Annotated in this window: 14 protein-coding genes and 1 other RNA gene; 10 read left to right on the top strand and 5 right to left on the bottom strand. The window is 39.7% G+C overall.

Going from position 1 to position 21032, the window contains the following annotated elements; translation table 11 throughout:
* Window positions 1–98: 98 nt before the first annotated feature.
* Window positions 99–4616, top strand: a complete 4518-nt coding sequence (gene gltB / locus B4B65_RS04240; RefSeq protein WP_293913603.1) for a glutamate synthase large subunit — start codon at window positions 99–101, stop codon at window positions 4614–4616.
* 12 nt (window positions 4617–4628) lie between these two features.
* Window positions 4629–6095: a glutamate synthase subunit beta gene (locus B4B65_RS04235; RefSeq protein WP_201681629.1), complete on the top strand. Its 1467-nt coding sequence runs from the start codon at window positions 4629–4631 to the stop codon at window positions 6093–6095.
* A 126-nt stretch (window positions 6096–6221) separates the two neighbouring features.
* Here B4B65_RS04235 and B4B65_RS04230 read toward each other — a convergent pair whose 3' ends face one another.
* Genes B4B65_RS04230 through tgt form a run of 3 tightly spaced genes read right to left on the bottom strand, consistent with a single transcriptional unit; the run spans window position 6222 to window position 9379 of the window.
* Window positions 6222–7133 (bottom strand): DMT family transporter, encoded by a 912-nt coding sequence (locus tag B4B65_RS04230; RefSeq protein WP_201681628.1) that lies wholly within the window; start codon window positions 7131–7133, stop codon window positions 6222–6224.
* Between the two features lie 13 nt (window positions 7134–7146).
* Window positions 7147–8226: an LptF/LptG family permease gene (locus tag B4B65_RS04225; protein WP_293913600.1), complete on the bottom strand. Its 1080-nt coding sequence runs from the start codon at window positions 8224–8226 to the stop codon at window positions 7147–7149.
* Between the two features lie 22 nt (window positions 8227–8248).
* Window positions 8249–9379 carry a tRNA guanosine(34) transglycosylase Tgt gene (gene tgt / locus B4B65_RS04220; protein ID WP_201681626.1) on the bottom strand — a complete coding sequence of 377 codons (1131 nt, stop codon included), beginning with the start codon at window positions 9377–9379 and terminating at the stop codon, window positions 8249–8251.
* Window positions 9380–9613: 234 nt separating this feature from the next.
* Between tgt and B4B65_RS04215 the strand changes: the two genes are divergently transcribed.
* Both B4B65_RS04215 and rsmG read left to right on the top strand, forming a co-directional pair.
* Complete coding sequence (locus B4B65_RS04215; protein WP_293913597.1) at window positions 9614–10762, top strand: glycosyltransferase; 1149 nt, start codon at window positions 9614–9616, stop codon at window positions 10760–10762.
* 24 nt (window positions 10763–10786) lie between these two features.
* The gene (gene rsmG / locus B4B65_RS04210; protein ID WP_201681625.1) at window positions 10787–11422 is read left to right on the top strand and encodes a 16S rRNA (guanine(527)-N(7))-methyltransferase RsmG; all 636 of its coding nucleotides are present in this window, start codon (window positions 10787–10789) and stop codon (window positions 11420–11422) included.
* Window positions 11423–11481: 59 nt separating this feature from the next.
* On the opposite strand, the gene B4B65_RS04205 is transcribed toward rsmG, so the two are convergent.
* Window positions 11482–11715, bottom strand: a complete 234-nt coding sequence (locus B4B65_RS04205; RefSeq protein ID WP_201681624.1) for a hypothetical protein — start codon at window positions 11713–11715, stop codon at window positions 11482–11484.
* Window positions 11716–11873: 158 nt separating this feature from the next.
* Between B4B65_RS04205 and dprA the strand changes: the two genes are divergently transcribed.
* The 5 genes from dprA to accD all read left to right on the top strand — a co-directional run bounded on the left by dprA (window position 11874) and on the right by accD (window position 15975).
* On the top strand, window positions 11874–12992 hold the full coding sequence (gene dprA / locus B4B65_RS04200) for a DNA-processing protein DprA (RefSeq protein ID WP_293913594.1): 1119 nt from the start codon (window positions 11874–11876) through the stop codon (window positions 12990–12992).
* A gap of 8 nt (window positions 12993–13000) precedes the next feature.
* Window positions 13001–14509, top strand: a complete 1509-nt coding sequence (locus B4B65_RS04195; RefSeq protein WP_293913592.1) for an MFS transporter — start codon at window positions 13001–13003, stop codon at window positions 14507–14509.
* Between the two features lie 6 nt (window positions 14510–14515).
* Window positions 14516–14743, top strand: a complete 228-nt coding sequence (locus tag B4B65_RS04190; RefSeq protein ID WP_293913590.1) for a DUF6814 family protein — start codon at window positions 14516–14518, stop codon at window positions 14741–14743.
* A gap of 168 nt (window positions 14744–14911) precedes the next feature.
* Window positions 14912–15009, top strand: an RNA gene (ffs, locus tag B4B65_RS04185) — signal recognition particle sRNA small type.
* 123 nt (window positions 15010–15132) lie between these two features.
* Entirely contained in the window at window positions 15133–15975 is an 843-nt protein-coding gene (accD, locus tag B4B65_RS04180; RefSeq protein ID WP_002996908.1) for an acetyl-CoA carboxylase, carboxyltransferase subunit beta, read from the top strand.
* A gap of 15 nt (window positions 15976–15990) precedes the next feature.
* Here accD and B4B65_RS04175 read toward each other — a convergent pair whose 3' ends face one another.
* Window positions 15991–16344: a hypothetical protein gene (locus B4B65_RS04175; RefSeq protein WP_293913585.1), complete on the bottom strand. Its 354-nt coding sequence runs from the start codon at window positions 16342–16344 to the stop codon at window positions 15991–15993.
* Window positions 16345–16895: 551 nt separating this feature from the next.
* Between B4B65_RS04175 and B4B65_RS04170 the strand changes: the two genes are divergently transcribed.
* Window positions 16896–21029 carry a DUF5977 domain-containing protein gene (locus tag B4B65_RS04170; protein ID WP_293913583.1) on the top strand — a complete coding sequence of 1378 codons (4134 nt, stop codon included), beginning with the start codon at window positions 16896–16898 and terminating at the stop codon, window positions 21027–21029.
* Window positions 21030–21032: the final 3 nt, after the last annotated feature.

Genomic DNA, 21032 nt, shown 5'->3' with positions numbered 1-21032 from the left:
ACAAAGAATCAATATAAATTAGTTTTATTTGTGAATAATATAAAAATATAAGACTTTTATTCCTATATTAGCAAACTGATTATATTTTTGAGGAGAAGATGACAAACGAAAGAATAGAGAAAAAAGGACTTTACGACCCTGATTTTGAACATGACGCATGTGGTGTAGGCTTTGTAGCACATATTAAAGGCCGCAAGTCCCACAACCAGGTTAAGGATGCCTTGACCATGTTAGAAAATATGGAACACCGCGGTGCCTGCGGTTGTGATCCTGAAAGTGGTGACGGTGCCGGGATTATGATCCAGCTGCCTCATGAGTTCCTGTGGGAAGAATGTATTTCACTAGGCATTCAACTCGAAGAGCCCGGTTATTATGGAACAGGAATGTTATTTCTGCCAAAAGAAGCGGAAATGAATACACTTTGCAGAAATACAGTCGTTGAAGCCTGTGAAGAACGCAATATGCGCTTCCTTGGGTTTCGTACGGTGCCTGTAAACCGGGAAGGTATAGGACCTACTGCGCTGAGTGCCGAACCGGAGATTGTTCAATTCTTCGTAGCACGACCAGAAGGAGTGTTTAACACAGAAGAATTCGAACGCAAACTCTTTGTTCTGAGACGTCTCATCATTCAGAAAATCAAAAAACACCAAGAATACCCTCTCCCTATTTATATTGCCTCTCTATCTTGTAAGACTATCATTTATAAAGGCCAGCTTACGACTTATCAGGTAGGAACTTATTTCAAAGATTTGCGGGATCCTCGTGTTGTATCTGCTTTTGGTCTGGTACACTCCCGGTTCTCCACTAATACATTTCCTTCCTGGTCATTAGCACAGCCTTTCAGACATATTGCCCATAACGGGGAGATCAATACACTTACCGGCAACTTAAACTGGTTCTATGCCGGTGTCCGCTCTCTTTCATCCCCTTATTTTACAGATGAAGAAATGCAGATTCTATTACCTGTCGTAGACAAAGGCCAGTCTGATTCCGCATGTCTGGACAATGTAGTTGAACTGTTATTACACAGCGGCAGAAGTCTGCCTCATGTTATGCTTATGCTGGTGCCTGAAGCCTGGGATGGTAACACGCAGATGGATCCCTTGAAAAAGGCATTCTATGAATATCATGCGACACTTATGGAGCCGTGGGACGGACCAGCAGCACTGTGTTTTACAGATGGCAAAACTATCGGAGCGACATTAGATCGGAATGGATTAAGACCCTTACGTTATGCGATTACTTCAGATGAGCGCGTAGTAGTTGCATCAGAAGCCGGAGCCCTACCTGTTCCTGAAAGCTTAATTATCCAAAAAGGCCGTCAACAGCCCGGAAAGATTTTTGTAGTCGATATGGAAGCCGGACGCATCCGCACAGATGAAGAGGTAAAAGGTGAACTTATCCGTCAGCAACCTTATGGCGAATGGTTAAATAATTATAAAATCCGTCTGGAAGAACTGGCTGACCCACGTGTCACCTACACCTACTTATCTAAAGAATCTGTTTTCAAATATCAGCAAGGGTTCGGTTATTCGCGTGAGGATCTGGAAACAATACTGGCTCCGATGGCCCTTACGGGATATGAGCCTATCGGATCAATGGGAACTGATGTTCCTTTAGCGGTTCTGTCTGATCAGCCTCAACATCTTTCCAGCTATTTCAAACAGTTCTTCGCTCAGGTTACCAATCCGCCTATAGATCCTATTCGCGAAAGACTAGTCATGAGTCTGGCGACATTTATCGGTAATGCCGGTAATATTCTGATTGAAGATAAAAAATTCTGTCACTGTGTGACACTACAACACCCTATCCTGACTTCAAGCGAGCTGGAAAAACTTCGTTCTATCGATACAGGTGTATTTCAGGCGAAAACTTTACAACTCTATTTCAAAGCTGACGGAAAATCAGGTTCACTGGAAGATGGCCTTGAAAGACTTTGTCGTTATGCAGATGATGCTGTACGTGACGGATTTGAAGTATTAATCCTTTCGGACAGAGCCATTGATTCACAACATGCTCCTATTCCGTCCATCCTCGCAGTTTCTGCGGTACATCACCATCTGATCAAAACAGGTAATCGTGGTGCTGTAGGTTTGGTAGTTGAAGCAGGAGATGTCTGGGAGGTGCATCACTTTGCTTGTCTGCTGGCATTCGGAGCGACCGCAATCAACCCGTATATGGCACTGGCAAGTATCCGTACCATGAAAGAACAGGGACATCTGGATACCGATCTGACATGGGATACCTTAAAGAAAAACTACGTAAAAGCTATCTGTGCAGGTTTATTAAAGATATTCTCCAAAATGGGCATATCAACTCTTCAATCTTACCATGGTGCTCAGATCTTTGAGGTACTGGGGATTGACAAGACAGTAGTAGATCAATACTTCTGCGGATCTGTATCCCGCATCGGAGGTCTTTCATTAGATGATATTGCAACAGAAGTTTTGATCAAACACTGGACTGCGTTCGGAAACTCAAGAGTCGAAAAGAATCTCCTTCCGGAAGGGGGTGTCTACCAATGGAAAAGAAGAGGAGAAGGTCATCTCTGGAATCCGCAGACCGTACACTTATTACAGCAGGCATGCCGCAATAACGATTACGAATCATATAAAAAATACGCAGGTCTGATCAATAATCAAAAAGAGAAGATGTATACGCTTCGCGGATTGCTGGATTTTGCAAAACACCGTACGGCAGTATCTATTGATGAAGTAGAATCTGCAAATGATATTATGAAGCGATTTGCTACTGGAGCTATGTCACTGGGATCTATTTCGACCGAGGCACACAGTACACTGGCTATTGCTATGAACCGTATCGGAGCCAAAAGCAATACCGGAGAAGGTGGAGAAGATGCGTCACGTTTTATACCACTGGCAAACGGAGATTCTATGCGATCGGCTATCAAACAAGTTGCTTCAGCACGTTTTGGTGTGACTTCACACTATCTGACAGAAGCAGATGAGATACAGATCAAGATGGCTCAAGGTGCAAAACCGGGTGAAGGCGGGCAGCTGCCAGGTCATAAGGTGAATGATTTCATTGCGAGATTGCGTCACTCTACTCCGGGTGTAGGACTGATCTCTCCTCCTCCGCATCACGACATTTATTCTATCGAGGATTTGGCTCAGCTGATCTTTGACCTTAAAAATGCAAACCGTAAAGCTCGTATCAACGTAAAACTGGTATCTAAAGCCGGTGTAGGTACGATCGCTGCCGGTGTAGCAAAGGCTCATGCTGATGTTATCCTTATTGCCGGATATGACGGCGGTACAGGAGCCTCTCCTATCAGTTCGGTCAAACACGCCGGATTGCCATGGGAACTTGGTCTTGCTGAAGCACATCAGACACTGGTACAAAATAAACTACGCAGCCGTGTAGTATTACAAGCTGACGGACAGATGAAAACCGGACGTGACATTGTAATTGCAACATTATTGGGTGCTGAGGAATGGGGTGTAGCTACCGCAGCCCTTATCGCCGGAGGTTGTATCATGATGCGTAAATGTCATCTGAATACTTGTCCTGTGGGCGTAGCTACTCAGGATCCCGAATTACAAAAGTTGTTCTCCGGTAAACCGGAAGATATTGTCAATCTTTTCCGCTTCCTGGCTGAAGAGATCCGTGAAACAATGGCAGAACTTGGTTTCCGTACCATCAATGAAATGGTGGGCCGTGCGCAGTTCCTTAAGAAACGTGAAAATATCCAACACTGGAAAGCTAAGAAAATTGATTTTTCAAGCATTCTGTATGTAGCCAGAAATTCTGCAGGTGAATCTCTTCATAATACGGAAGAACAGGATCACGGCATGGGTATGATACTGGATTGGGGCTTACTGAAACAAGCGAAAGCGGCTTTCGAAAGCAAAACACCTGTATTCGGTACATTCCCTGTAAAAAACACAGACCGTACGGTAGGTACTCTGCTTTCCAATGAAATATCTAAGTTATTTGGTGCAGAAGGGTTCCCGGATAATACGATCAATTACAAATTTGAAGGTTCTGCAGGGCAGTCTTTCGGTGCATTTAATACCAAAGGAATTTCTTTTGAACTGGAAGGTGAAGCAAATGATTATGTAGGAAAAGGACTTTGCGGAGCTCAATTGGCTATTTATCCGACAAAAGACAGTCCATTGGTCGCACATGAAAATATCATCATCGGTAATGTTGCTTTATACGGGGCTACCTCCGGGCATCTCTTTATCAACGGTATGGCAGGAGAGCGATTTGCAGTACGCAATTCAGGCGCTACAGCAGTAGTCGAAGGTATCGGAGACCATGGCTGTGAATATATGACTGGTGGTCGTGCACTGATCCTGGGTCCTACAGGACGTAATTTTGCTGCCGGTATGAGTGGCGGTATTGCCTGGATATACGATATCAACGGTACATTCAGAGAAAACTGTAATATGGAGATGGTAGATCTGGATCCGTTAGATACAGAAGACGAAACAACAATCATTGCCTTATTGAAGCGCCATATCCACCTGACCAAAAGTGAAAGAGCAAATTACATCCTTCAACACTGGGCAGCTGAGAAATCAAGATTTATCAAAGTATTCCCTCGTGAATACAAAAATGTATTACTTAAAAAATTGGTAGAAGCTAAATAAGGGGCAATTATCATGGGAAAACCAACCGGATTTTTAGAATATGATAGAACACTTCCTAAAAAGGAAGCAGTTGAAAATAGAAAACAACATTATCAGGAGTTTGTAAAAAGCTATTCTGATACACAACTTAACGAGCAGGCTGCACGTTGCATGAACTGTGGTATCCCTTTTTGTCACTCGGGATGTCCGCTGGGCAATGTGATTCCTGAATTTAATGACGCTGTATATGACGGAAGATGGGAAGATGCATACAATATCCTGATCTCAACCAATAACTTTCCGGAGTTTACAGGTCGTATTTGTCCTGCTCCATGTGAGTCAGCCTGTGTATTGGGGATCAATAAACCTCCTGTAGCTATTGAAGAGATCGAGAAGCATATTATCGAGATTGCCTTCAAAAATAAATTCGTAAAACCGAACAGAAGCTATTTAAAAACGGGCAAAACGGTAGCAGTTATAGGTGCCGGTCCTGCAGGTCTTGCTGCCGCAGCACAACTGAATAAAGCAGGTCACGATGTCGTTGTTTATGAGCGTGATGACAAAGTCGGCGGACTGTTACGTTACGGTATTCCGGATTTTAAACTGGATAAATCGATTATCGACAGACGTATTGAGATTATGGAGCAGTCGGGCATAGTATTCCGTACCAACAGCGAAGTTGGGAAAAATGTTCCGGTATCGGAGCTGGCTCCTTTTGATGCTATTGTACTTACAGGAGGCTCTACAATTCCCCGTAATCTTCAGATTCCAGGTCGTGAACTTAAAGGCGTACACTATGCGATGGAGTTCCTGAAACAACAAAACAAACGTGTTGGCCAATCTCCGATAGAAGTAGAAGAAATTACAGCTACCGGTAAAAATGTATTAGTTATCGGTGGTGGTGATACTGGTTCCGACTGTGTAGGTACTTCAAATCGTCATGGTGCGGTTTCCGTTACCCAATTTGAACTGATGCCGCAGCCACCGAATACACGTACGAATGGTATGCCGTGGCCTACTTACCCGATGCTGTTAAAGACAACGACTTCACATGAAGAAGGTTGTCAACGCCATTGGAGCATCAGTACCAAATCATTTGTCGGTGATGACAACGGAAATCTCAAAGGCGCAATCGTCGTTGATCTGGAATGGGAAACCGATACTTTCGGAAGACCTGTCAAATTCACAGAGGTAGAAGGATCAGAACGTGAGATTCCATGTGAACTGGTTACATTGGCTATGGGATTTTTACATCCGCAACATGAGGGTCTTTTGCAGCAATTAGGTGTTGCACTTGACGGAAGAGGAAATGTACAGGCTACTGAAGGCGAATACAGAACATCGGTAGATAAGGTCTTCTCAGCCGGAGATATGCGTCGCGGTCAGTCTCTGGTGGTATGGGCAATCTCTGAAGGGCGTGAATGTGCCCGGAAAGTGGACGAGTTCTTAATGGGTTCGTCTAATCTTGAAAGCAAAGAGACAATTTATAATTACGCATAATCACCTACCCTAATAACAGTAAAGTCCGGTGTGTTTTCACAACCGGACTTTATTATGATATGCCATATCTATCTTAGAAAGCTTAATAAATTTCAGGATTATCCTCCGGAAGGACAAGGGATAATTTTAGTGCAGCTTACGGATAACCAGATCTTTCTGCCGGTTTTCCATTCGGGTTTTGACATATGGATATAGAAATACAGCAGTCAATACGATTACTGCTCCTACATAAAAGCCAAGACTCATGGTTTCTTTATGACCAAATATCAATACTGCAAGGATAATTCCATAAACAGGTTCCAGATTAGTCGTCAATGCTACTGTAAATGCCGTGAGCTCTTTCATTACCGCCACTCCCATAACATAAGCTACTGCCGTACACACAACCCCCAAAAGCAATAAATACCAGAGATCCTGCTGACTAAGTTGCATACTGGCATTGAAATCTCCGGAGAAAAGCATAAAAACACTGATCCAGAAAAAAGCCCCCAGCATCTCGTAAAAGGTAATAATTGTTGGACTGGATGACTTGACCATCTTACCGTTGAGAATGGAGAATACACTCGCACAGAATGCACATGCCAGACCACTGATTATGCCGGCCAGATACCGGGTTTCAAATTGAAATATAGTGTATATCCCTAAAATAATAATCAGCCCAATGACGATATCCAAAGCCGCTATTTTGCGTTTGTATAACATGGGCTCAAATATGGCGGTATATAAGGTTACTGAAGAGAGTGTTACCAGTGTAACAGATACAGTCGATACTTTGATAGAATAAAAGAACAGAACCCAATGTAATCCCACCACAGCTCCGGTCATAAAAAATTTAAGGAAGTCCCGCTTACTGACAACTATACTTTGACGCTTAAATACAAAATATACCGCTAATGCAATGGCAGCAATACCTACTCTATACCAAACCAGATGAATCGCTGATACGGAAATCAACCCGCCCAAAATACCTGTAAAACCCCAAATCAGCACAGTCAGGTGCAAAACAAGAATATTGCGATTAATTTTGATGGAGGACATGAAAAAATAAGGATTATTTTGGTGCTTTATACATCAGATAAAGGCCTAAACTCAGGAATATTAAATTCGGAATCATGACGGCAATCAATGGCGGAAGACCTCCTTTGAGCGAAAACATGGTTGAGAACTGAATCAATACAATATATACAAAGCTCAATGCGATACCTAATCCCAGACTAAGTCCGATCCCTCCTCTTACCTTCTTGGAAGAAAGCGAAACTCCCATCAGCGTCAGAATAAATGCGGAAAACGGATATATATACCGTTTGTATTTTTCCAGCAACAGTTCGGTCATCATACCTGTTCCCCGGGTTTCTTCCTTTTCGATACGCTTACTCAGTTCATCGGTATTCATTGCTGTGAACATATTGTCATACTTCTCAAAATCGGAGGGTTTCATATCCAGCGTAGTATCTTTCTGATCCGCCTTATCCATACGTTCCTGAAGGCCATTGATAACCCGGTTGGTATAATTCTCTATTTTCCATTTTGTAGAAACTGAATCCCAGCGTATCCTGTCTGCAATCATCTTTTCTTTCAGACGATCTCCATCAAATTTTTCCAGCACAAAATTATAGCCTATTTTTTGCTTTGTATCGAAATTATCAATGTATACGTATGTATCGGAGTCGATCTGCATATGAGTAGCAGAGATAGATCCACCGGCTTTATCAGGCTTGACATATACATTCTCAAAGCTCACTTTCATTTTATTCGTACGCGGAATAATATAAATGTTAAATACAAAAGTGACAGCAAAAATGAGCGAAGCTGCAATCATATACGGCCTCAACATTCGGTTGAAGCTCATCCCTCCACTCAGAATAGGTACGATCTCGGTCTGATCTGCCATCTTGGAGGTAAAGAAAATAACGGCAATAAAGTTGATCAGCGGAGATAAAAAATTCAGATAAAAAGGAATAAATCCGGCGTAATACTGAAATACTATTTTGGAGATCGGCGCTTTATATTGCAGGAAATTATCCAGTTTTTCGGAAACGTCAAAAATAACCATGACCACAGTAAAAATAGCCATAGTGAAGACGAACGTCGACAAATACTTCTTAATAATATACCAATCTATTATTTTCATGAATCGCAGCTTACGCGTTAGCTTACAACCGTTGTCCTAAAATTTTGACCATTTTGTTTTTCCACTCATAGAATGTGCCATCCACAATTTTCTCACGAGCCTGATTAACAAGCCAAAGATAAAAATGTAAATTATGTAATGAAGCAATTTGAGCTCCTAAAATTTCCTGTGAACGAATCAGATGCCTCAGATAGGCTTTTGTGTATACCTGATCGGCCATCAGATCACTTTCAGGTTCTATAGGAGAGAAGTCATCTTTCCATTTTTCATTTTTGATATTGATGATTCCATTCTGCGTAAACAACATTCCGTTACGTGCGTTACGGGTCGGCATTACACAGTCAAACATATCGATACCAAGCGCAATATTTTCCAGCAGATTGATCGGAGTACCCACTCCCATCAGATAACGTGGTTTTTCGGTCGGCAATATATTACATACGACTTCTGTCATAGCATACATCTCTTCGGCCGGTTCTCCGACAGACAATCCGCCAATAGCATTTCCTTCCCGGTTAAAAGAAGCAATGACTTCTGCAGATTTTTCACGTAAGTCTTTATACACAGATCCCTGTACAATCGGAAAAAGTGTCTGATCGTATCCGTATAACGGATCTGTAGTATCAAATCTGTCACAACAGCGCTTCAGCCAGCGATGCGTCATGTCCAGAGAACGGCGGGCATATCCGTAGTCGCAAGGATAAGGAGTACATTCGTCAAATGCCATAATGATATCTGCACCGATAACACGTTGTGTATCCATGACATTCTCCGGTGTAAACAGATGTTTGGAACCATCTACATGTGATCTGAATGTTACACCTTCTTCTTTGATCTTACGCACTTCCGTCAGGGAATAGACCTGATATCCACCGCTATCTGTCAGAATAGGGCGATCCCATCCGATAAACTTGTGAAGCCCTCCAGCTTTATTAAGGACATCCAGTCCAGGACGCAGATATAAATGATACGTATTACCAAGGATAATCTGCGCTTCAATATCCTGTTTCAGCTCGTGCTGATGTACAGCTTTGACCGTACCCGCAGTACCAACAGGCATAAAGATGGGCGTCTGAATTTTACCATGGGCCGTTTCAATTTCCCCGGCACGGGCTTTAGAAAATTTATCGTTTGCTTGAAGCGTGAATTTCATGAATTAACCTCTCTATCTGTCAGAAACATACAGTCCGGATATACCTTTATGTATTTCTTCTGTATTTGACCCTACACCGGCCATTAAAAAACACCTGCAAAAGTACTACAAATTATGGCATCTGTAAACATCTCTCCTATAAATATTGTAATCAAATCGTTCACTTTGACAATAAATAACTAATTTTAACGCTCGAATTCATGATTCATCATAGAATCGTTATAATTTTTTCCAGTGAATATATTTCATTTTTTTCAAAGCCATTTTACATTCTTTTATCTGGCCTTGTTTATTTTAGGTATCTTCTTACTTATCCAACTGTATTACATCCTGTTTGTATATACTAAAGTAAGCCGGTATCGTGTACAATCTTATCAGCATAACGCAGACCAGGAGCCTGTTTCCGTTATTATCTGTGCTCGTAATGAAGAGCATAATCTCAAAACGTTTTTACCACTCATCCTGGAACAGGAATATCCTCAGTTTGAAGTTGTGGTCGTCAATGATTGCTCAAATGATGACACCAAATGGGTACTGCAGGACTTTGAACGTGAATATACACACTTAAAGGTAGTGGAGATCAAAGAACACATTCAACTCAAACACAATAAGAAATTTGGGGTGACGATGGGTATAAAAGCTGCAAAGTATTCACATTTCGTCTTTACAGATGCGGATTGCCAACCCAATTCGCCGCAATGGCTTTCGGAAATGGCGGGCGCTTTTACAGAAGGAAAAGAGATTATTCTGGGTTACTCTCCTTATTTCAGACAACGCGGATTCCTGAATAAGCTCATCCGCTTCGAAACTACACATACTGCGATGAGTTACCTTTCTTATGCACTGAAGAAGAATGCATACATGGGTGTAGGCCGTAATATGGCGTATACCAAAGAATTATTTTTCAAAGGAAAAGGATTTACTTCGCATATGCATATCAAATCAGGTGATGATGACCTGTTTGTCAATCATAATGCAAACAAGCAAAATACCCGGATCGTCATACATCCTGATGCCCATATGTACTCTGTACCTAAAGACAGCTGGAAAAGTTATTACAAACAAAAAGCAAGACATTCCGGAGCATCTGTTCTATACAAAAAGAAACACCAGCGTATGTTAGCGACCCAGCTCGCTTCGGGTATTTTATTTTACATAACCTTAATCGCCTGCGTAGCCTTATTTCCGACGATGTGGTATTATATGGCAGGAGCCTATGTATTAAGACTGCTTGTCCAGATCATTGTCTTTCGTGCTGTTTACAAAAAACTTGCTGTACACGATCTTATCTGGTGGTTACCATTTTTAGACCTGTATTACTATTTCTATATTTGCATCAATGGTTTATTCAACAGAAAGAAACCGCAACGCAGCTGGAAATAATTATTTATTCAATCCATACGTATTTTGAATCCTTCAGTAGACATTATCTATAAATACTTTCCGAAATTAACGGAAACACAAAAAACTCAGTTTGCACAACTAGCCGAGTTGTATCCTTTCTGGAATAACCAGATCAATGTAATATCACGTAAAGATATAGAGAGCCTTTATCTCCACCACGTGCTTCATTCGCTGGGTATTGCTAAGTTTATGACAGAATTCGCGCCGGGCACACATATTCTGGATGTCGGTACGGGAGGAGGATTTCCGGGTATACCTTTAGCTATCTTGTTTCCCGAAGTCAGGTTTCACCTTGTCGATTCAATTGGAAAAAAAATAAAAGTGGTGCGGGAAGTAGCCTCAGCGTTAGGACTTACAAATGTGGAAGCCGATCATATGCGAGCGGAGCAGTTGGATTATAAATACGATTTCGTCGTATCCAGAGCAGTGACAAGATTAGGAGATTTTGCACCATGGATCCGCAATAAATTTTTGAAACAAGATAAAAACGGTGTTCCTAACGGCATCCTGTATTTAAAAGGAGGAGATCTGAAAGAAGAAATCAAAGAGTCCAGACTCAAAGCGGAGCTTCATCCTTTATCAGATTATTTTACTGAAGATTTCTTTGAAACCAAGTACGTGGTTTACGTACCCATGTAACTGATAAATATGTTTTTGGCTTGCGAAAACATTTAACAAGCCAAAAACGTATTGATTTTTTATGATCCGGTTTCTTCTCTGATCTTTTGTCCGATCAGATTAATTTCCTCATCCATACCAAACATTGGTAATCCTGTTTCGGGATTCAGTTTTAACCAGGTGGTATCTGTATCCTTAATAATCTGCACATATTCTTTACCTTCTTTAAAGATTACATACGTATCTTCCTCTTCCGGAAAAACAGAATATACAATATCTTCTATTTCAATATCAAAGGGCTCCTTTGTTTCCATACTATGTAGTTTTGTTGTTCAGCCTGAGACTGCTTTTATTTTTATAAAATCTGCGGAGACTTTCATCTCTTTATCGTCGCAAAGATACGATTCTTCAGAAAATTTCAGACGGGGAATCAAGTTACAGGATTTATCCTTATCTTTAAGGATAACCATTTATGAATACTTTACTACAAATAGCTTTGACCAAAGTAAAAGGCATTGGTCCCCGGTTGTCACGATCTCTTCTTTCTCATTGCGACTCTGTGGAAGCTATTTTTTCTGCTTCAAAGAAACAGCTTTTAACCATTCCCGGCATTAATACAGCTATTATCGACCGCATACGGTCAAAGGAAGTATTACTGGAAGCGGAGCAGGAACTGGCATTTATCTCCGCTCATCATATAGACCTGCTGTGGATAGAAGACGATCGTTATCCCAGACGGTTACGCGAATGCGATGATGCTCCTCTGCTGCTCTATTATAAAGGTTCAGAATCGCTCAATCCGCCCAGGACCATCAGTATAGTCGGCACACGAAAAGCAACAACATACGGACAACGGATCTGCGATGAACTGATTGAGGAGCTAAAACATCCCGATATACAGATCATCAGCGGCCTGGCTTATGGCATTGATATTTATGCTCATCAGACTGCACTTCGTCATGATATCCCAACCTTAGGCATATTGGGACACGGACTGGACCGTATATATCCGGCTGCACACCGGAGAATAGCCGCAGATATGGTATCCTGCGGAGGGTTACTTACCGAATTCACCTCCGGTACAAATCCGGACAGACAAAATTTCCCGATGCGTAACCGGATAATCGCCGGAATGGCCGATGTAACTATTGTTATTGAAGCGGCATCAAGAGGTGGCGCCCTGATTACTGCAGAAATAGCGAACACCTACAATCGGGATGTATGTGCTTTTCCGGGAGGTATTGATCAGGAATCTTCCGCAGGATGTAATTACCTGATCAAGACAAACCGCGCTCACCTTATCCGTAATGCTGCAGATCTCTTTTATCTGATGAACTGGGAACAAGAGCAAAACCAAAATCAAAAATCTTCAGCTCAGCTATCTTTACTTCCACCCCAACTCAGCGAAGAGCAGGAAAAAATATTTCAATTTCTGCAACAGCAGAATGCAGTTCCTATTGATGAGATCGCAATACATTGTGCATTACCTCAAAGTCAGCTTGCTATTTCACTCCTCGAACTGGAAATGGAAGGTATAATTCTCTCTATGCCCGGAAAAGTATATAAATTACATCACCTATATCAACACTAAACCTACTTATGAAAGAAACAGTCAGTAAAAAGGGAATCTGGAAAGTCATCGGTGCCTCCTCTATGGGAACACTGATTGAATGGTACGATTTCTTTATTTTCGGAAGTCTCTCCGTAGTCATTTCTACGAAGTTTTTTCCTTCAGACAATCCAACGGCAGCTTTTCTGTCCACATTAGCCACATTTGCTGCCGGATTTGTAGTGCGGCCATTCGGAGCCTTATTTTTCGGAAGACTGGGCGATATGATAGGCCGCAAATACACATTTATGGTCACTTTGCTCCTGATGGGAGGAGCTACTTTTCTGATCGGCTGTATTCCAAGCTACGATTCTATTGGTTTCTGGGCACCCCTGCTGGTTCTTATTCTGCGGCTTCTGCAAGGGTTAGCCTTAGGAGGTGAATACGGAGGAGCGGCCACGTATGTAGCGGAGCATGCCCCGAAAGGTCAGCGCGGATACTGGACGTCCTGGATTCAGACAACAGCAACCTTTGGTTTGTTTATTTCTCTGATTGTAATCCTGCTGACCAAAAGTATATTGTCGGCAGAACAATTTGATACCTGGGGATGGCGTGCACCTTTTATGTTATCTATTATTATGGTATATGTTTCTTACCTGATTCGTAAGAATATGGATGAGTCTCCTGAGTTCCAGAAAGCAAAGACGGAAGGCAAAGTGTCTGCTAATCCTTTGAAAGAGAGTTTTGGCAACCGGTATAATCTGAAATTTGTCCTTCTGGCACTATTCGGAGCTGCCATGGGACAGGGCGTAGTCTGGTACACAGGGCAGTTTTACTCCATGAGCTTTATGAAAACGGTCATGTTTCTGGATTCAGATCAGGCCGACACCATATTAGGTACCGCTTTATTGATAGGGACTCCATTTTTTATCGTTTTTGGCTGGCTGAGTGATAAGATCGGCCGGAAATGGATTATGCTTTCAGGTATGCTTCTGGCTATCCTAACCTACAGACCTATTTATAAAGCTATGTATGTGGTGACTGATACCCAACAAAAGGAAGAAGTTATTGCAAAAACGACCCGTACATCCGGATTGGATGAGGTTCATAATGCCAGTTTTCAAACTATAGAAAAAGAGTACACAGATGGTAGCACTTCAAAAGTCACTACCTCTACAACTATCGGCGAAGCTAAAGAAACTGTCAAGACAACAATCACTATACAGGGCAAAAACAGAGCCTGGCTCACCGCTCTTATCTTTATACAGATTATTTATATCACCATGGTCTATGGTCCTATAGCAGCCTTTCTGGTAGAAATGTTCCCCGTGAAAATACGTTATACGTCTATGTCCTTACCTTATCATATAGGTAACGGTATATTTGGGGGGCTTCTTCCTGCCGTATCAACCTATCTGGCTAGTAATGCAAAAACCGCTCAGGATCCTGAGTTTTATCTTGCCGGACTCTGGTATCCGATTATAATTTCTGCGGTATGTTTTATAATAGGAGCCCTCTATATTAACAAATCTATTATTCACAAAAATGTTAATGACTAAAACACTATGGAAACTGTAAAAAAACTTTTAGGAATTGTGTGGATAGCATTAGCACTTTTCACAGCTTATTTCTGCATTTTCGAACTTGCCATTCCAAAGATAGGCACCGGCCATCAGGAAGATCTGGTATTTGGGATCATCATACTGGCGGTTCTAACGCCTATTATTTCTGTCGGACTGGCCCTTTTCGGATATTTTGCATGGACCAATGAGTACCACACGGAGAAAATGTAAGTTAATCTGATGTAAATTATCATGAGCATATATAGTAAAACCAATAAATATGCTCATGATAGTTTTAAACAACTATTTAGTGAAAATATATTCTCATGAAAATCAGCCTTATAGTAAAATATCGGGCATTTATTTTCTGTATTACCAATATTTTGCTACTTTTGCGGTGGGTAAGTCTTTTACGACCAGCTCCCATTGACTCCCCCAGGGTGGGAACACAGCAAGGGTATTTGGTTGAGCGGTGCGATAAAAGGAGCTTACCCATTTTTTGTGCCTTAATTTTTTTAAAATCCTGAGACATCCCCTGTACAGCATTCCTTTTAATTTTAGTACTTGTTGTAGGGATAAGATATTTTTTCGTTTATTTGTAGTCGAATAAGAACTTTTGTATGAGTTGGTTTAAAAGAGAGAAAGCAGGGATAAATACCGCAACTGAAAACAAAAAAGAAGCTCCTGACGGGCTTTGGAATAAATGTCCTTCGTGTAAAAAACCCCTATTAAATATAGAACAGATTGAAAACAACTATGTATGTCAGTACTGTGGTTATCACATTCGTATTGGCTCTGCAGCATATTTTTCGATTCTGTTTGATGATAACAATTTCACCGAACTTTTCAGCGATTTAAGATCCGGAGACCCTATCCACTTCGTGGACACCAAGCCTTACGCTGAGCGTCTGGTAGAAGTGCAGGCTAAAACAGGCTTAAAGGATGCGCTGCGCAGTGCACATGGTAAATTGAATGGTCAGGATCTGGTAGTCGCTTGTATGGATTTCACCTTTATCGGTGGTTCTATGGGTTCTGTTGTTGGTGAGAAAATCGCAAGATCTATTGATTACTGCCTGGAACATAAGATTCCTTTTATGTTAATCTCCAAATCCGGAGGAGCACGTATGATGGAAGCTGCATTTTCGTTAATGCAAATGGCGAAGACTTCAGCAAAACTTGCTTTATTAAGTCAGGCTAAAATCCCATATATCTGCTTGTTGACGGATCCGACTACAGGTGGTGTAACAGCATCATATGCAATGCTGGGTGATATCAATATTGCTGAGCCAGGAGCTTTGATCGGCTTTGCAGGACCTCGCGTTATCAAAGAAACAATCAAAAAAGATCTTCCTAAAGGTTTCCAGACTTCCGAATTTTTACTGGAACATGGATTTTTAGATTTTATTGTAGATCGCCGTGAATTAAAACAGAAAGTTTCCACTTTTCTAAAGTTGGTTAAATAGACAAAAAAAAAGCACCTAAACGGTGCTTTTTTTTGTGATATACTTCCGAAATTCCCAGAAAGACCGGTTTTTCAGATAACCCTGATTTTGTTCATTGGAATAAGCCTCCCGCTCAAACGAAATACGCAGATAAGCTCTTCTAAAATTACGCTGCTGTATCAGGCGAACTAAAAATTCGATCAGATACCATAAATAAAAAAAGATAATACCAAGTTCCAATGCCTGCCTGAGATGGATACGTTCATGATTGAGTAATGTCTTATCTTCCAGAAATATCGCTCTGCTCAGAAAAATAAAAGGATATACGGTAACTGCATGGGCCTTCCCAAATGAAAATATACGAGTCCAGAATTTACTGACAATAAGCATAATATCTAATCTGAATACTTCTCTACTACAATGATAATTTGAGAAAATTTATCATTTAATCTTAAAAAGATCCTTATTTCACATCTAACTATACCTTTTTGTTAGATATAAAACTCAATTTAATGTTTTTTATCAAAATTTGAAGTTGCCTTTCGTCATAAAAAAGAATATTTTTATCCTCAATTATTACTAATATCATCTTTGTATAGATTGTTTTCTCACACTAAAAAATCACACAAATTCTTTAACGAAAAAATTAAATAAAAATGATGTAAAATTTATATATTTTTATTTAATTTTAATAATATTACATAAATTAGCATATTATTAGCCACGTATTTATTATTTAAGCAGATTCAAACGAAACGAATGATCAAAAATAACTAAAAAACAATTTAACACAAACTAAATGACTTATTTCAACCAATAAGAACAACACCCATTTTTAAATGAAATTGATTTATTTCTATCAGATATAAATCTATTTTACTTTCATGCTTTCCTGATTTTGTTAAAGAGAACAGGTAATCATTATAACCTAATTAAACCTAATGAATATACGATTTGATAGAATATTATTAGTTCCTATACTAATCACACTGTTTACTCAGTGGTCGCATTGTCAGGAAAAAAAAATAATTCCACCTTCTCCTGAGGTTGCTCAACTGATAAATTACGAGCAAACAAAAATCTCACCTTATTCAGGAATTCCCAAAACAAGTATAAATCTCTTCGAACTAAAACAAGGTGATCTTACCATTCCTATTGATATCAACTATTTAAGTGGAGGAGTTAAAGTCGAGGAAGTCTCTACCTGGATAGGATTAGGATGGAGTTCAAACTTTGGAGGAGGTGCAATAACCAGAACAGTAAGAGGAAAAGATGACTTTTTGTCAAACCATTACTTTGAAAACGTTAACAGATTTATTCAAGAAGCAGGTGTATCTGATTTTGGGACAAAGCTAGCAATTAATAGCTCCAATAATATTGTACAGACCAATCTGCTGGATGAATATATGAGCCAGGGGAAAGATACCGAACCAGACGAATTCTATTTTAGCTGTGGCAATCATTCAGGCAAATTTATTATGTTTCCAAGCGGGAAATACGAGACTATTCCGAAAAGCAATACAAAAATTGAATCTGAGATCTCTGGAAACCGATGGGTGATTACTACTGATGATGGTACCCGTTATGTTTTTGGAAAAACATTGAATGGTTCAAGAAATGCTTACGAATATACCGACACATGGAATGTCCCTTTCGGGGGAGAAAATATATCTAGTTGGTATCTCGTTGAAGTATTACCAGTGAATGGCAATCTTATCTCTTTCGAATATGTTTCAGATAAATATGCATTCAGAACAGCCCCAAAACAGACTATAACACATACTGTCGGATCAGGAGGAGCAATCAATATCGAAGAAAGTAAAGAGGATAATTTCAATTATGTTAATGGATTAAAATTAAGTAAAATTGATGCGGATAATTTTTCTGTCCTGTTTGAATCTATTGCTGACAGAAAAGATCTTGGAGGTGCTAGACGTTTGAGTTCAATTTCACTCATATCGAAGCCATCAGGATCAATTGTCAAAAAGATTAATTTCTCACAAAGTTATTTTGGAATACCGGATGCTCCTTTTAGCAATCAGTTTGAAAAAGAAGAAATATGCAGACTAAAGCTTGATTCAATATCTGCCGAAAACGTCACAGAAGGAAAAAAGATAAGGCTATATGACTTTCATTATGATGTATCCAAGTCTTTTCCAAGCAGACTATCAACTTCAGTAGATTATTGGGGATTTTATAACGGGAAAAGCAATCAGTTAAATTATATCCCGAACGGATATTACTTTAATGGTCGCAATTATACCTACAGAACTAATTTAGCAGATAAATCCGTTGATGAAAATTATGCAAAAACTGGAATATTAACCAAAATCATTAATCCAACAGGGGGTAGTCAGATTTTTGAATTTGAATCCAACAAAGTAGACACAATCATTTCTCCCGAATTCTTTCTGAACCAGCCAGATTTTGGCCTCGTTCAACAGGTTGTGGAAAAATCTGTAACAGCTTCAATAAACGGATATGGAGATATCAGTAACGAAATCGAATTTCAGTATAACCCGTTCTTACAAAACCCACAAAATGGAACTTCTTATGTAGAAGCATCGTATACTTCACAAAACAGCATATATAATCAGACAGAAGTTCAATGTATATGTATGTGTTTTCAAGGTAAAATCACTGGAATAGATAATAATCTGAGCTACGAATTCATGCTCCCCGCTACAGGCAACATACGTATTGAGAATATTTTAGTCCCGGGAAAAAAATACAAATTATCCTTTTATAAGAAAGAAGGCTATTGTAATGGAGCGTTAGCCAGAATTTTGGTTACATTAAAATGGAAAGGTGTTGAAGATAATATCGTAGATCGTCCTAAGAGAACAATCGTAGGAGGTTTGAGAATAAAACAATACACTGAGCTAGATAATGATGGTAAAATTTCTCATCGTAAGCAATACTTTTACACAAACAAAAACAATCGCACCAAATCCTCCGGTTCGGTGGTGACACCTCAAATTCATACACACAAACTACGTTCAAGAATTGACAAAACTGTATATGGTGCATCAGTCCCTGTAACAGAGTTACAGCAAAAGTCTATTTTTCAATATAGTAACAGCAGTTATTATCCGCTTCAAACTACAGATGGAGGATATGTTGGTTATTCCGATGTTGAAATTAAAACGATTAATACAAAGGATATAAATGACTATCAACTGGAACGATTTTCTTATACCGCACCAAAAGACTTTCAGGATACATATTTTGATGACACAAAATTGTATAGTCCATCATTTTTGGGGTCCTTACCCATAACATCATCATCTCCTCCGGTAGATTCGAAAGAATGGATGAGAGGAAAAGTTCTAAATCATGAAATTCTAAAAAAAGAAGCAAACGGCAATTTAAATACAATTGAATCAACTCAGTTTGTATACGAAGTGGTAATTGACAAAACAGTCAAGGGAATGAGTTATTATAATTTTGCTTATGATAAATTTGATCCTCTATTTGTATTTAAAGCCTATCTATATAATTTCTATCAGTATTCTGTAGGTAATTTTCTGTTAAAAAAAGAGGTTAAAACTAATTATGAAACTCCCTCTTACCCTCTTACTATTACCAAAGAATATAATTATCATCCTCAAAATCTGGATTACATTACCGAAGTAAATACAAGAGATAGCCAAGGAAATCTTAAATTACTAAGATACAAGTATGTGTATGATTTTCTATCCGGTACTAACCAGATTCCAATTGCAAATATCTTACTCTCTAAGAATTTTGTAAATAAGCCCTTCAGAGATGAAGTATTAATAAATGAAAGAACGCTAAAAGTGATTGATTACACATATGATGTGTTTAACAATCAGTACTTGAAACTTAAAAGTATTTCTCAAAAAAACGGAAGTAATCTGGAAATTGACAGAAACGACTTCTTACAATACGATAGCTATGGCAATCCTTTAGCTGTAAAGAAAACAGATGGTCCGGTTACAACCTACCTCTGGGGTTACAACGGTCAGTATCCTGTTGCCGAAATTGTCCATGCACATTATAATGACGTCGTTTCAGCCATTGGTGGACAAAGTGTAGTAGATGCGCTGAATAGCGGAACGGTCACAGCGGATTATATCCGTCAGAAGATGGACATTTTACGCTCCCATCTTCCCGGTTCTCATATTACTTCTTATACCTACAAACCCCTAGTCGGCATAACGAGCAAGACCGACTTTCGAGGAATCACTGAATACTATGAGTACGATGCTCTCCAACGACTTACAACTATTAAAGATAATAATGGTAATATTTTAAAGACATTCTGTTACAACTTCGCAGGACAACAGGTTGAGTGTTTTGGTACTTCTTCCCATTATTATAATGATGAGGTTTCAAGAGAGTTTACCAAGAATGATTGTTCTTCAGACAAAAGAGGTGAAAAAATCCATTATATCGTTGCTGCAAATAAGTATTCTGCTATAACCAAACAACAGGCAAATGAAAAAGCTCTAAATGACTTAAATCAAAACGGTCAACTATATGCTAATCAAAATGGGAGGTGTCTGGATTTATTTTATAATGTTGAACAATCTGACCAGTTTATCAAAGACAATTGCCCTGTAGGATACGATGGATATCTAGAAATTAATCATACAATTCCTGCAGGCCTGTATTCAGGCAGTTCACAAGCCGAGGCTAACCAGAATGCACGAGATGTACTGATCGAAGAGGGACTTGTATTAGCACGTCTGCAAGGACAATGTAGATTAATATCTCCATTATCTGAATCTGATCTATCTTATACAACATTATCCTCAGATTTAGATTATGGGGGCGAAATTCATAGAAATGCAGTTACCAATATTCGTCTGCAATGGCAGCGCGATATACCTGAGGGACTAAGTTGGAACATCAGTGTCAGCTTGGATGGGAATACTAATGCTTCATACAATATCTCATTTACGAACTCCAATCAAACAGAATTTGCAATCATTCCCCATGGCACTATTCCAAGTTCGATTACATCTGCACAAATACTTATTGAGGCGGGTTCAGAGGTTAGCAATGAATCGTTCTTTTACTCTTTTCCGGTAACTCTAAAAGGACAATAGAAT

The organism is Sphingobacterium sp. UBA5789 (assembly GCF_002418355.1).
Lineage (GTDB): Bacteria > Bacteroidota > Bacteroidia > Sphingobacteriales > Sphingobacteriaceae > Sphingobacterium.
This window is presented reverse-complemented; position numbering and strand designations above follow the sequence as displayed.

Bases quoted from the DNA above. Each gene is read 5' to 3' on its own strand.
- gltB (WP_293913603.1), top strand. From the start codon at position 99: ATGACAAACGAAAGAATAGAGAAAAAAGGACTTTACGACCCTGATTTT.
- B4B65_RS04235 (WP_201681629.1), top strand. From the start codon at position 4,629: ATGGGAAAACCAACCGGATTTTTAGAATATGATAGAACACTTCCTAAA.
- B4B65_RS04230 (WP_201681628.1), bottom strand. From the start codon at position 7,133: ATGTCCTCCATCAAAATTAATCGCAATATTCTTGTTTTGCACCTGACT.
- B4B65_RS04225 (WP_293913600.1), bottom strand. From the start codon at position 8,226: ATGAAAATAATAGATTGGTATATTATTAAGAAGTATTTGTCGACGTTC.
- tgt (WP_201681626.1), bottom strand. From the start codon at position 9,379: ATGAAATTCACGCTTCAAGCAAACGATAAATTTTCTAAAGCCCGTGCC.
- B4B65_RS04205 (WP_201681624.1), bottom strand. From the start codon at position 11,715: ATGGAAACAAAGGAGCCCTTTGATATTGAAATAGAAGATATTGTATAT.
- dprA (WP_293913594.1), top strand. From the start codon at position 11,874: ATGAATACTTTACTACAAATAGCTTTGACCAAAGTAAAAGGCATTGGT.
- B4B65_RS04195 (WP_293913592.1), top strand. From the start codon at position 13,001: ATGAAAGAAACAGTCAGTAAAAAGGGAATCTGGAAAGTCATCGGTGCC.
- B4B65_RS04190 (WP_293913590.1), top strand. From the start codon at position 14,516: ATGGAAACTGTAAAAAAACTTTTAGGAATTGTGTGGATAGCATTAGCA.
- accD (WP_002996908.1), top strand. From the start codon at position 15,133: ATGAGTTGGTTTAAAAGAGAGAAAGCAGGGATAAATACCGCAACTGAA.
- B4B65_RS04175 (WP_293913585.1), bottom strand. From the start codon at position 16,344: ATGCTTATTGTCAGTAAATTCTGGACTCGTATATTTTCATTTGGGAAG.
- B4B65_RS04170 (WP_293913583.1), top strand. From the start codon at position 16,896: ATGAATATACGATTTGATAGAATATTATTAGTTCCTATACTAATCACA.